Genomic DNA, 13,234 nt, shown 5'->3' on the forward strand with positions numbered 1-13,234 from the left:
CAATTTATTTGGTCCAAGCGCTGTTTATTCTGTCAAATGCTTTTTGGATAATGTCTTCAGGCACACAAAGTGAAAATCTTATATACCCATTTCCATTGCTGCCAAAGATGTCTCCCGGAGTAATGAATATTTGGTTTTCGTACAGCAGTTTATCCACTAAGGAATGAGGATCGGTTTTGTCTGCTAGCTTGGCCCAAACGAACATCCCTGAGCTTTCCTTGTCACAAAAAGCGCCTATTCTTTCCGCTAGCTTCCATATTAGAGCCCTACGTTTTTCGTAGATATCGTTCATTTGTTCAAACCAGGAATTGTCAAGGTTCAAAGCCGCAATGGCACCTTGTTGAATGCCTAGGAACATACCTGAGTCCATATTACTTTTTACCTTTAATACTTCCTTTACAAAGTGGCTATCTCCACAGAGCATGCCGACTCTCCAGCCCGGCATATTGTAGGTTTTGCTCAAGGAGTTCAATTCTAAAGCGATTTCCTTGGCACCTTCGATACTTAAAATGCTGATGTGTTCCTTGGTGAGGATAAAGCTATAAGGGTTGTCATTGACCAAAAGAATCTGGTGTTTTTTAGCAAAATCTACCAACTGTTTTAATGTCTCTTTGCTAGCATTGGCACCTGTAGGCATGTGGGGGTAATTGATCCACATCAATTTAATTCCTTTGCTAGCAAATTCCTCTAGCTGATCCATGTCTGGCAGCCATTGGTTTTCTCCCTTAAGGTCATAATATATTGCTTCAGCTCCCACCAATTCTGTTACCGAAGTATAGGTAGGGTAGCCAGGATTAGGAATAAGAACCTTGTCCCCCGGGTTCAGGTAAGCCATAGAAATGTGCATGATGGCTTCCTTAGATCCCATCATGGGTAGGATTTCATGGGCATGGTCCAGGCTGACTCCATAATGTTTTTCATAAAATGCAGCAATGGCTTCCCTGAGGGCAGGAACTCCTTGATAGCTTTGGTAGCCATGGGCATTGTCCAGCTGGCTTGTCTTGTTTAGTGCTTCTATTACAGATGGGTGTGGCGGAAGGTCTGGGCTTCCTATTCCCATATTGATGATGTCATGGCCCTCAGATTTTAATCTGGCCACCTCTCTAAGCTTTTTGGAAAAATAGTATTCTTTGACCTTATTCAGGCGATTTGCTGCTTGGATCATGTTTAGGCAATTTTGGTGTTTTTGTACTCTCCCATTATTTTTATCTGATGGCCTGCATCTTGTATTTTTTGCATGGCTAACTGATAATCGGAAAGTTTTTCAAAAATTAAATCAATAAAGAAGGCATAATGCCATGGTTTATCAATAACCGGTAGGGATTGGATTTTAGTTAGGTCAAGATTGTTTTCGCTCATAATATTGAGCACTTTGGCCAAGCTTCCTTTTTCATTTTGGATGACCAATTTTAGGGAAACCTTGTCAAAACCTTCTGCAGGTACCTGTCCCTTGTCCTTAGTGACTATACAAAAACGGGTGATATTGTTTTTGATGGTTTGAATATCTGAAGCCAGAATGTCCAATTCATAAAATTCTGCTGCTGATTTTCCTGCAATGGCTGCTACTCCTTTTAACTCTTCCTCATGGATGGTCTTAGCCACTGAAGCAGTGTCCAGATCTTCTACCAAACGGATATGCGGATACTTTTCAAAGAAAGCTTTACACTGCAATAAGGCCATTGGATGGGAGCGGACCTCTTGGATTTCTTGGATGCTTTGCCCTGGCCAAGCCATTAACTGATGGGAAATGGGCAGGTAAAATTCTCCGGTGATCCTCAGGTTGTTTCTGTCCATAAGGTCATAATTAGGGAGAATCGCTCCTGCAATGGAGTTTTCCAACGCGAGTACACCGATAGTGGCTTCCTCACTTGTGATTTTTCTGACCAGTTCCGCAAAGGTCAGGCATTCCAATATTTCTGCCTCCTGGCCAAAAGTAGTGCGGGCCACCTGATAATGGTAAGAACCTTTGATACCTTGTATGGCTACTTTTTCTTGGGTTGCTTTCAATTTTGTAGTTGTTGTGGATTGGGCGGTGAACCGCTAATTTTTTTGTTGTGAAATTAGATGAAGGATGCCAGAAAGTCAAAAACAATTTATGTCTTTATTCCATAAAAAATGACATGAAAGAAAACTGCCTGACTTGTTAGGTCAGGCAGCAATCATTTTAATATGGTCTCCAGTCCGGCCAATTGGCAATGTTTCCAAAAGCTCGGGTAGGATTTGTTGACAACTTCCTTATCATCAAAGGTGACCTTGGTTTTGGTCGCTAATGGCATAAAGGCCATGGCCATTCTGTGGTCATCATAAGTGCTGATATTGACCTCTTCAGGTATACCTGTGGAAGGAATAAGCGTGAAGACCTCATTTTCTCCCTCTACCAATTTGGCGTTAAATTTGGCCAATTCCTGTTGAAGGGCATGAATACGGTCGGTTTCCTTGATTCTCAAGCTTTCCAGTCCGGTGAATTTGCTGGTCTGCCCAATCAATGCGCAGGTTACTGCCACGGTTTGAGCTAAATCAGGGCAGTGGGTAAAGTCAAAACTTTCCAAGCCGCTGACTGCTTTTTTTGTCAATAGGATTCCTTCTTCGTTAAATTCGCTGTTGATACCAAGGCGATCCATGATTTCCACGATTTTTGAATCTCCCTGAAGGCTGTCTTTTTTAAGTCCTTTAAGGAAGAACTGCCCTTCATCTGCACAAGCTAAGAGGCTGAACCAATAACTGGCTCCCGACCAATCGCTTTCTACCGCAAAATTCGTGTTATGGTAATCTTGATGAGCAATTTTAATAATGTTTTCTTCGAAACTGTATTGGATGCCAAATTGCTCCATCAATTTCAGGGTCATTTCTATATAGGTTCTAGACCCAATTTTTCCCGTCAATTCCAAGGTTAGGCCCTCAGGAAGTAGGGGGGCATTCATGATCAAAGCAGAGATATATTGGCTACTGACATCTCCTCTGATTTTTATATGGTTGGTCAACTGTTTGGAAAATCCTTTGGTCTCCATTGGGGGATAGCCTTCCTTGCCCTTATATTCTATCTCAGCTCCCAGGCTTCTTAGTGCATCTACTAGTATGCCAATTGGACGTTCGCACATTCTAGGTGTACCGGTCAAAGTTTTGTTTCTGTTGGTTAGTGCCGCATAAGCAGTCAAAAACCTCATGGTGGTCCCCGCATCCAAGACATCCAAAATTTCCGGATCCTCTTCCAATAGCCGGATCATTGTTTGGGTATCTCTGGCTTCAGCTAGGTTGGTAATGTGATTTCCCCCCTTGGTGAGGGCATCAATAATCAAAACCCTGTTGCTTTCACTTTTTGAAGATGGCAAAGGGATGTTTACTTCTCCAAAGCTTGCTTTGGTGCTTAATGTGATTTTGTTCATGGGTGTTGTGAATTGTAAAAATTCAAAGAAGAGATGATGTCTTCAAGGCTTACTGCTATATTATAATCGCATTCACCTATTTTTTTCAGTAGGGAGCAGTTGATGGTTTGTCCATCATTCTTTTTGTCCTGAAAGCAAAGTTGGGCAATGGTTTCCAGGTCTTCACTTGGAATTTCCACCTTGCCAAAAACTTTGAATAATGTTTCGGTGATGGTGTCAAGATCTTCCTTGGGCAATCTGATGTGATGATGAGAAAGATATGCCTCAGCGATCATTCCTATGGCAATGGCTTCTCCGTGGAGAAGGTGTCTTTCTGTGTCCAGATAAAATGATTCTACTGCATGGCCTACAGTATGGCCAAAGTTGAGGATTTTTCTTAGGCCTTCCTCTTTAGGGTCCTTGGTGACCACTTCCTTTTTGATTTGTACTGACTTTTCGATGATGTCCTTCCAGCTTTGGTTTTCCCAATTGTCAAGTTTTAGGCAATTGAAATAATTGGCGTTTTGGATCAAACCGTGCTTGATTACTTCTGCGTAGCCAGATCTTAATTCAGGTAAGGGCAGCGTTTTTAGGAAGACATCTGAAATGATAACGGCTTCAGGTTCGTTAAAAACACCAATATGGTTTTTGAAGCCGTTAAAGTCTACCCCAAGTTTTCCGCCTACACTGGCGTCCACTTGGGAAAGAAGGGAGGTGGGGATATTGATGAATTTTACGCCGCGTTTATAGGTGCTGGCGCAAAATCCACCCATATCTCCAGTTACTCCACCTCCTAAATTGATGATCAGTGATTTTCTGTCAAATCCACAATCTGTCATCCATTGCCATATTTCGGTGCAGGTGGTCAAGGTTTTGTTGACCTCTCCAGCTTTGAATTGGAAATGCTCATGTTCTGGGAGGATTTCCTGGATCAGTGGATAACAAGCTTGATAGGTATTGCTATCAGCTATTAGGCCTAGTTTGGAAAAACTTTTGGTTTTTAGATACCGCTCTAGGTCTGCAGCAATTTGAGTCGAGAAAATTATTGATTCCAAGGGATTGATACTTTATATATAAATAATTTTTTACGCTTCTTTTTTTACAGCGTCACCTTCTCTAAGTTGTTTTTCTTGTCTTTTTACAGACTCCTCATGAATAGTGAAAAGTAATTCTTTCATGAATTTTTCACTCATACCTTTCTTAACGCCTTTCTCGGTTCTTGATTCCATTACGTTTTTCCATCTGTCAGACTGAAATACTGTAAGCTTGTGTTCTCTTTTGTGAGCACCAATTTGGTCGATCACAGAGAATCTTTCAGCGAATAGATCCAATAATTGATCATCCAAGTGGTCTACAGCAGTTCTTAGGTCGTTAAGTTGCTCATCTGGATTTTGTGAATCCAAGGTGTTTTTGAAATCAATTTTAGAAAGGATTTCTTTCAACTGAGCAGGAGTTACTTGTTGTTTTGCATCACTCCAAGCATTGTCTGGATCGTGGTGAGTTTCGATCATCAAACCGTCTAGTCCGAAATTGATAGCTCTTTGTGAAACTTCCAAGATACCATCTCTTTTACCTACGATATGGCTAGGGTCATTGATCACTTCCATGCCTTTCCATTCTCTCTTCAAGTGGATTGGCATGGACCAGTTTGGCTTGTTTCTGAAACGCTTATCGTAAGCATCGCTGAATCCTCTGTGGATGGCAGCTAGCTTGTGGATACCTACTGCGTGAAGTCTTTCCAAAGCACCGATCCAAAGTTGAAGGTCTGGGTTCATTGGATTTTTAACCATTACAGGAATGTCTGTACCTCTAAGGGCTTCGGCGATTTCCTGAACAGCAAAAGGGTTTACTGTAGTTCTGGCACCGATCCAAAGCACATCAACTTTGTGCTTAAGCGCTAACTCAACGTGAGCAGTGTTACCAACTTCAGTAGTAATAGGGATGTTAAGGTGATTTCTTACAATCTCCATCCACTTAAGACCATCTTCACCAATACCTTCGAAGCTTCCTGGTCTGGTTCTTGGTTTCCAGATTCCAGCACGGAACATTGAAGGGATTATGTTTTCTTTTTTCATTTCCAGGCAAACTTTTTCAACTTGCTCTGGAGTTTCTGCACTACAAGGACCAGCGATAATTACATGACCGTTAAGTCCTAAGCCCCATTCTGACGTTTTTAAGTGATCTTTCATTTGTTTGATTGAAATAAAAAAGCCCGACTCTTTCGAATCGGGCTTTTTGGTTTATGTATGAATTTTATTTTTTATCCAGACAATAAGCAGCTCCGATTCGGCCTTGAGGTCGAAAGTAAAAGAAAAAAAAGATAAAATATGTAGCTGCTTGTTTAATCATTGTCCCAAAATTAAGAGCTGGATTTTAAATAACCAATAAAACATGAATTAATTTTTCATAATATTATACTTTTTCCTCCTTACCATTATGAATACCTTAAAAAATGCCAATTATTTTAAGGTAATTGTATTGGCGAGTTTCAATATTATCTATTGTTTTCAGCGGTTTGAGTTTAGATTTTGAGAAATCCTGTTTTGATTTTTTGTGAATTGCTTGGTTGGAATTTTAAAAGTGTTGGAGATGAGGGGAAAGCGAATAAATGGATTGGATTAAAGAGATTGTTTTTAGTTTAGGATGGCAAGTTTCTTGCGACTTATTTATAAGGTATAAAAATAAAGTCAATAGACGTTTTTTTAATATATTTGCACCTTGATTCAAAAAGATGAATACTAAGCCCAATATTTCTTTTGAAAACACAGAAATAGCTTTTGCGTCCAGGACGGATGTAGAGCTCAGAAAAATGTATCTTATTTTTGCCGTCATGGACAGTAATATGGCTGTGAAGCTGGGGACTAGCCTAGCAGATGTAGCATTTAAGCTGAGGTTGCCGGTAAAGGGGATCATGAAAAAAACAATGTTCGGCCACTTTTGTGGAGGAGAGAGCATTGATGATTGTAAAAAGTCCATCAAGGAGTTAGAGCAATATGGAATAGGTACTATTCTGGATTACTCTGTTGAGGGGAAAGGGACAGAAAAAAGTTATGATTTTACACGTGATGAAATCCTCAGTACCATTAGGAGGTCTGCTGGAGCAAAGGAAATACCTTTCACGGTGTTCAAGGTAACTGGTTTAGGATCCTCCAAGATTATGACCAAGGTACAGGAAGGTAAGGAACTTTCTGATAAGGAAGCTATGGCTTTTGAAAAAACAAAGGCCAGGGTAGACAGTTTATGCAAAGCTGCCCATGAATATGATGTAAGGATCATGATTGATGGGGAAGAGAGTTGGTTTCAAGATGTGATTGATGAAATGGCTTACGAGGCGATGGAAAAGTATAATCGTGAAAAAGCCATTGTCTATAACACCTACCAAATGTATCGTAAGGATATGTTGGGGCTTTTAAAGAAAGCTTATGCTGAGGCAGAAGAGAGAGGTTATTATATAGGGGCCAAATTGGTAAGGGGTGCTTATATGGAGAAAGAAAGAGACAGAGCTGAAGATAAAGGTTACCCAAGTCCAATCAACGATACCAAGGAGGATTCAGATAATTCCTATAATGATGCGCTTAAATTCTGTATGGAAAATAAGCAGGGGATTTATTTGGTAAGCGGTTCCCACAATGAATTGAGTAATATCATTTTGACAGAGCTCATGAATTTGCATGGTGTTAAACCATCTGATGATAGGGTGTTTTTCGCTCAGCTTTACGGTATGAGTGATAATATCTCCTATAATTTGGCTTTTGCAGGATACAATGTGGCTAAATATGTGCCTTATGGTCCTGTGGAAAAAGTAATGCCTTATCTATATAGAAGAGCTGCAGAAAACACCAGTGTTTCTGGACAGAGCAGTAGAGAGTTTGAATTGATAAAAAAAGAAATGGCGCGAAGAGCATCCATTAAAAAATAAAAATAAATATATCCAAGTCTATGCAATTACTGAGCGAACAAGAGATAGAAAGAAGAAAAGACAGGGAAGCCTTGATAAAGCTGGGGGTAGACCCATATCCTGCTGTTAAGTTTCCTGTAAATGTCACTTCTAAGGACATCCATAAAAATTATGAAAATAATAAAAATGACTATAAGGATGTTTCTATAGCTGGTCGTTTGATGAGCAGAAGGATTATGGGGTCAGCGTCATTTGCTGAAATCCAGGATGCTTCAGGGAGATTACAGATTTATGTGAGAAGGGATGATATTTGTCAGGGTGAAGACAAAACCTTTTATAATACTGTTTTTAAAAAGCTCTTGGGAATTGGAGACTTTATAGGAGTAAAAGGATATATTTTTACTACTCAGACAGGTGAGATTTCACTTCATGTGACTGAACTTACTTTGCTTTCTAAGTCAGTTAAGCCACTACCGGTGGTGAAGAGAGATGAGCAAGGTAATGTATTTGATGGGTTTACTGATCCTGAATTGAGGTATCGTCAACGTTACGTAGACTTGACCGTTAACCCTGAAGTGAAGAACACCTTCATTACCAGGTCTAAAATTATTTCCAATATGAGGAGATATTTTGATGACCATGGTTGGTTAGAAGTGGAGACGCCGATTTTGCAAGCTGTACATGGTGGTGCAGCAGCAAGGCCATTCGGAACTCACCATAATTCCTTGGATATGCCTTTATATTTAAGGATTGCCAATGAGCTTTATTTGAAGCGTTTGATCGTAGGTGGTTTTGATGGTGTATATGAGTTCGGAAAAATGTTCCGTAATGAAGGAATGGACAGAACCCATAATCCAGAGTTCACTTCAATGGAGATCTATGTTGCCTATAAGGACTATATATGGATGATGGAAATGGTAGAGGATCTTTTGGAGAAAGTTACCCTTTCTGTTCATGAAAGTTCTAAAGTGAAGGTTGGAGAAAATGTGATCGATTTTGCGGGGCCTTATAGAAGGTTGACCATGTTTGATTCCATCAAGGAATATGCTGGAGTTGACGTTAGCAAAATGAATGAAGCGGAATTACGTCAGGTATGTGCCGATATGGGGATTGAGGTAGATGATACCATGGGTAAAGGTAAGTTGATCGATGAGATTTTTGGAGAGAAGGTAGAGGCTAATTTGATCCAGCCAACATATATCACTGATTACCCAATTGAAATGACTCCATTGGCCAAGAAGCACAGAACTGAAGAAGGCTTGGTAGAGAGATTTGAGCTGTTTGTAAATGGTAAGGAAATTGCCAATGCCTACACAGAGCTTAATGATCCTATTGATCAAAGGGAGCGATTTGAAGATCAGTTGAAGCTGGCGGAAAGAGGGGATGATGAAGCGATGGCCATGGATGAGGATTTCTTGAGATCTTTGGAATATGGTATGCCTCCTACATCAGGTTTGGGAATCGGAATTGACCGATTGACAATGTTGCTTACTAATAAATCAACCATTCAGGAGGTGCTGTTCTTCCCTCAAATGAGACCAGAGAAGAAAGTGAAGATTGCCACAGATGAGGATTTCGTAGCACTAGGAATTGACCCTGAATTGGTTCCAGCCATTCGTGATCTAAATATTCATACCATTGATCAACTTAAGGAACAAGATGTCAATAAGTTATTCAATGATGTGTGTGGAAGAAGGAAAAAACTGAAGTTAAAAGCCAATAATCCTAGCAAGGAGGATGTAGCCAGCTGGCTGGCTTAATTAACAGTTGAATATATTAAACAGAGAACCGAGCCTTAGCTGCTCGGTTTTTTTATGTCCAATTTTTAGAGAGGGCTGTATTATTTATAGAAAAGAGAGATAGGATTTATATTTGATTACCGTATTGATAAAAATCACGAGTGTTTTTTTCTCTTTTATTAAATAAGAAGTTATATTATTAATTGATTTACAATATGTTTCTTCGAAAATGATTGATTTAAGAATAAATTCGGAATTTGGCACTTTGAAGGCAGTGTTGATGCACAGGCCTGGTAAGGAAATTGATAGGTTGACACCTTATAATAAGGAGCTTTTATTGTTTGAAGATGTTCCTTATTTGGAGGCCATGCAGTTGGAGCATGATTATTTTACCAATATAATCAAGCAGACAACAGGAGCAAAGGTTTTAGGGCTTCATGAGCTTTTAATGGAGACTATGGCTGATGAAAAGGTGCTTTATAATATGATGGAAGAAGCACTGAGTTTTTCCAGGCTTTCCCAGTATACAGAAAGTATTTTGGGTAGACTATCTACTTCTGAATGTGCCACAGCTCTTATTGCTGGGATCAAGGTTCATGAGCTCAAAAGAAAAATCACCAAACTACCTTTGGAAGACTTGATGGATTTTGCCTTTATTATTCCACCCTGTCCAAATCTATATTTCCAGCGTGACCCTGCAGCTTTGACACCTGGGGGCATGATTTTTTCTAGTATGAAAATGGAAGGAAGGCAGAGGGAGGCTAATGTCATTCGGGCTATTTTTGAAAATCACCTAGAGTTTAAAGATAAGGTCAATAAGATTTATCCTATTGACGGGCATAATACTCCTGCTTGTATTGAGGGGGGGGACGTGATTGTTTTATCCAAAAAAGCAGTAGCCATAGGCAACTCTGAACGAACAGATGAAAAAGCTATTTACCATGTAGCGAAGTCACTTTTGTCAGAGGGGACAGTGGAAAGGGTTTATGAGGTGCATCTTCCCAAGCAAAGAAATTTCATGCACTTGGATACCGTTTTCACCGTGCTTGACGAAAACTTAGTTCTAACCTATCCGGATGCTTTGGAGGCCGTACTTAAAACTTCCTTGTATACCTTAAAGAGTAATGACGGGGATCAGGTTCATATCAAGCGGACTGTGTTGAAAGAGTCTTTACTGACGGTTTTGGAAAAAGAGATTCCTTATTTGGAAATTATCCATATGGGCAATGGCAATAAGGATTATGCCTTGCGTGAGCAATGGTATGATGGGGCCAATGTTTTTGCAATTGGGCCAAGAAAGGTTATTTCTTATCGCAGAAATAAACATACCAACAGGGCTTTGAGAGATGCAGGGGTGGAGGTTTTGGATATACCTTCTTCTGAACTGTCCAGAGGCCTTGGTGGACCAAGGTGTATGACCATGCCACTTAGTAGAGCTAAAATTTAAGACAGAATATCTAGTTGCTTATTGGTCGAAGAAGGATCTTCTCCTAGATACTTTTAAGTCTTGAAGGATACTGGCTTTGACCCTGATATCAATGCTGTAGCTGGTAAAAGTACCGAAAGGAATCCAGCTTACGTTCATTTGCCAGCAGTGTAGATCTCTCGCAATTCCTATCATGGATTGCGTGATCTTGCTGGTGGAAATGTCATATCCTGTATTGAAGTTAACCTTCCACTTCTCTGAAAAGCTCACATCACCAGAAAGGTTTATTGCCTGCGTGATATTGGTGTTACCGGTTCTGTCACTTTTGCTATAGCTAAGGTTGTAGCTGTAGTTGATATTCCAAGGAATGCTCCAATCTATATATTGACTTGGGTCATTTGAAATCCGATTGATTTCATTTTCAACAAAGTCATTCAACTGTCCGCCCTGTTCCAGAAATTCATTGGTAAGGTCTTCCCTTGTGTCTGCTGGAGTTTTTTCTACACCTCTTGGATTATAACTGCCATTTAAATTTAAGTTGGCTCGACTAATGGAACCGATTCCTTGACCGTTATTCCAAGCATATTCATTGATCTTACGGGTAAGGGTGTTACCATCATTGTCCAAGTAGGTCGTAGTAGCATAAGGGTTTAGTGTAGCAGAAATAGCTACTGAGATTTTATTGTCAAAGAAGGAGGTCCTTGTGCTCATATTAATTGGAGCGAGCTGGAATGAGTCTGCTACAAAATTATAACTGGTCGAAAGGTTAAGCGATTGCAGTAGGGGGAATTTTTTGCTTTCAGCCTCAGTGCTGTCATTTTCTACTTTTTTCTTTCCTTCAAGGGTATTTCTAATAGAAACGTTCAAGGACCTGGATTCACCTCTAGGAGCACCTCCATAAAGGAAACCTTGGAATCTGCTATATAATTGTTCGTTTCCTTCTTCATCCACCTGAACACTTTGGTAATAACCATATTTTGGATCTGAGAAGTCTGGAGTAAAGGACATACCTATAGTAGGCTGAATATGGTGCCTAATAGCTTCAAGATTGGATTTGCCACCAAATGTGTAAAACCCATAAATATTAGTAGCCATATTAAAAGAAGTACTGTAATGGCCTACACGGCTGAAGCCTTTTTCCAATATCCTGTCAACCCTTTCTTCAGGTGCATTGTAAAAATAGTTGATCCTATCAAAGTACCAAAGCTCATTATAATTGAAACTGGCAGTACCTGTGAAATATTTAAATAGGGTGAAATTGGAAGATACTGGTATCGTATGCCTGAAGCCATTTTCAGCCTGCTTCATTAATTTAGGAAGATTGGCCCAAGTAAATGGGATAATATCTGGATTGGTGTTTTCATCCAAAACCTCGTCTTGTAAGGACTCCTGCTCCACACCTAGCTGTTGGACTACTTTGTTGTTGATGGAATTTTGGGCATTAAAGTTCCATGCAAAGTTCAGTGTTTTTAAAGGTTCAAATTTTGAGTTCCTGAACGGCGTTTGACGGTTCATGTTTACAGAAATATCAGGAAGGATCAAGCGTACTTCTTCAGTACGAACATTTTGGGAGTGCCTTAAATTGGCCGACATACTGAAGGGAGTTCCTGTAAATGTTTTGCTATATGAAATATTGGAAGTGAATTCAGAGTTGGTGTTTCTCATATAGTTATTAGGATTGACCACCAGATTGTTATAGTTGGTTGAGCCAGCATTTACTGAAGCTGAGAACCTGGAGTTTCCCCGTGATTCGGGGCTGTGGCTCCAGTTGACCCACAAGGTGGTATAATCCAATGGTGTTTCATCCGTTTCAGGACTTCTAAACTGTTGGAAATCGATATTGAAACCTCCGTTAAAACGGTATCTTTTCTTGTAAACTGTGGCGGCTTTTACTCCGTAGCCTCCTTTGGAGAATATCTCTCCAGTAAGCCTGGAGTGGATATAATCATTAAAGGCAAAGTAGTAGCCAAAATCCCTTAAGAAGAAACCTCTACGTCTTTCTTCTCCATATGAAGGGATAATAATTCCAGAAACTTGCTCCTCTTTTTGATCAGGTATAAAACCAAATGGCAGACCCGCAGGCGTAGGAATTCCATTAAAATAGAAATTGAATGGTCCGGATATGGTTTGCTTTCCGCTTACTGATTTGATTTTATTGGATGAAATATGCCAGTGTGGCTCAGCTAAATTACAGGTGGTATAATAGCCATGGCTAAGGTATACATTGCCCTCATCGTCTTTTTTGACTATTTCTCCACGTAATAGTCCATCCTGTTGTTCGGTGACAACATCCGAAATAATGGCCTTGCGCGTTTTGAAATTGTAGCGCATGTCCTTCCGGATTTCATATGAGCTGTTTCCTTCTTTGAACAAGGGACTTCCCTGTACTGCCCCTGTGGAATCCTTGACACCTGAGGCGTAAAGTTCGTTGGTTTCCCAGTTGATCTCGATATAGTCTGCATCCAGTCGGATATTGCCATATTCGAACCAAGCCTGGTTGTATAGGTAAACCTTTTTTTGCGTGAAATCAGAAAGTATGCTGTCTTGGGCAGCGTATTTTATTGTAGTTTGGATATCCCCTTTGGGCACAACCTTTGTAGTGTCAGTTATGGGGATAGTGTCGTTCAAAGCGAGACTATCCACTAAAATAGGAGGGATGGTATCAGAAATTGGCGTAAGATCTGGTGCTATAATTTCTTTTTCCTTGGGCCTCTTTTGCGTCCTTTGCGCGAAAGAGCAGTGTAGAGAAATTATAATTAAGATGAAGGAAAGATAGGCTACCTTAATATTCTGCACCGATTTACTTCTA

At 40.1% G+C, this 13,234-nt stretch carries 9 protein-coding genes; 3 read left to right on the forward strand and 6 right to left on the reverse strand.

All coding sequences use genetic code 11. From position 1 onward, the window contains the following. Nucleotides 1-4: 4 nt before the first annotated feature. From KMW37_RS19570 to KMW37_RS19590, 5 genes are all read right to left on the reverse strand, one after another. Nucleotides 5-1,165 carry a pyridoxal phosphate-dependent aminotransferase gene (locus KMW37_RS19570; protein ID WP_215226333.1) on the reverse strand — a complete coding sequence of 387 codons (1,161 nt, stop codon included), beginning with the start codon at nt 1,163-1,165 and terminating at the stop codon, nt 5-7. A gap of 2 nt (nt 1,166-1,167) precedes the next feature. Further along, a complete protein-coding gene (locus tag KMW37_RS19575) occupies nt 1,168-2,007 on the reverse strand; it encodes a prephenate dehydratase (protein ID WP_215226334.1) in 840 nt (279 codons plus the stop codon). Nucleotides 2,008-2,159: 152 nt separating this feature from the next. Then, complete coding sequence (locus tag KMW37_RS19580; RefSeq protein WP_215226335.1) at nt 2,160-3,383, reverse strand: 3-phosphoshikimate 1-carboxyvinyltransferase; 1,224 nt, start codon at nt 3,381-3,383, stop codon at nt 2,160-2,162. Further along, on the reverse strand, nt 3,380-4,417 hold the full coding sequence (gene aroB, locus KMW37_RS19585) for a 3-dehydroquinate synthase (protein WP_215226336.1): 1,038 nt from the start codon (nt 4,415-4,417) through the stop codon (nt 3,380-3,382). The genes KMW37_RS19580 and aroB overlap by 4 nt, the downstream gene beginning before the upstream one ends. A gap of 30 nt (nt 4,418-4,447) precedes the next feature. Then, nucleotides 4,448-5,551: a chorismate mutase gene (locus tag KMW37_RS19590; protein WP_215226337.1), complete on the reverse strand. Its 1,104-nt coding sequence runs from the start codon at nt 5,549-5,551 to the stop codon at nt 4,448-4,450. 542 nt (nt 5,552-6,093) lie between these two features. Between KMW37_RS19590 and KMW37_RS19595 the strand changes: the two genes are divergently transcribed. From KMW37_RS19595 to KMW37_RS19605, 3 genes are all read left to right on the forward strand, one after another. Then, on the forward strand, nt 6,094-7,281 hold the full coding sequence (locus tag KMW37_RS19595) for a proline dehydrogenase family protein (RefSeq protein WP_215226338.1): 1,188 nt from the start codon (nt 6,094-6,096) through the stop codon (nt 7,279-7,281). A 20-nt stretch (nt 7,282-7,301) separates the two neighbouring features. Beyond that, nucleotides 7,302-9,020, forward strand: coding sequence for a lysine--tRNA ligase (gene lysS, locus KMW37_RS19600; RefSeq protein WP_215226339.1), 1,719 nt, complete (start codon nt 7,302-7,304; stop codon nt 9,018-9,020). 211 nt (nt 9,021-9,231) lie between these two features. Next, complete coding sequence (locus KMW37_RS19605; protein ID WP_215226383.1) at nt 9,232-10,446, forward strand: arginine deiminase; 1,215 nt, start codon at nt 9,232-9,234, stop codon at nt 10,444-10,446. Nucleotides 10,447-10,464: 18 nt separating this feature from the next. Here KMW37_RS19605 and KMW37_RS19610 read toward each other — a convergent pair whose 3' ends face one another. Next, a complete protein-coding gene (locus KMW37_RS19610; protein WP_215226340.1) occupies nt 10,465-13,221 on the reverse strand; it encodes a putative LPS assembly protein LptD in 2,757 nt (918 codons plus the stop codon). Nucleotides 13,222-13,234: the final 13 nt, after the last annotated feature.

This window comes from Echinicola shivajiensis, assembly GCF_018642165.1.
In the GTDB taxonomy this organism is placed as follows: Bacteria; Bacteroidota; Bacteroidia; order Cytophagales; family Cyclobacteriaceae; genus Echinicola; species Echinicola shivajiensis.

What these genes read in the sequence shown, in the direction of transcription:
- KMW37_RS19590 (WP_215226337.1), bottom strand. Translation starts at nt 5,551, where the DNA reads ATGAAAGATCACTTAAAAACGTCAGAATGGGGCTTAGGACTTAACGGT.
- KMW37_RS19595 (WP_215226338.1), top strand. Translation starts at nt 6,094, where the DNA reads ATGAATACTAAGCCCAATATTTCTTTTGAAAACACAGAAATAGCTTTT.
- KMW37_RS19580 (WP_215226335.1), bottom strand. Translation starts at nt 3,383, where the DNA reads ATGAACAAAATCACATTAAGCACCAAAGCAAGCTTTGGAGAAGTAAAC.
- KMW37_RS19570 (WP_215226333.1), bottom strand. Translation starts at nt 1,165, where the DNA reads ATGATCCAAGCAGCAAATCGCCTGAATAAGGTCAAAGAATACTATTTT.
- lysS (WP_215226339.1), top strand. Translation starts at nt 7,302, where the DNA reads ATGCAATTACTGAGCGAACAAGAGATAGAAAGAAGAAAAGACAGGGAA.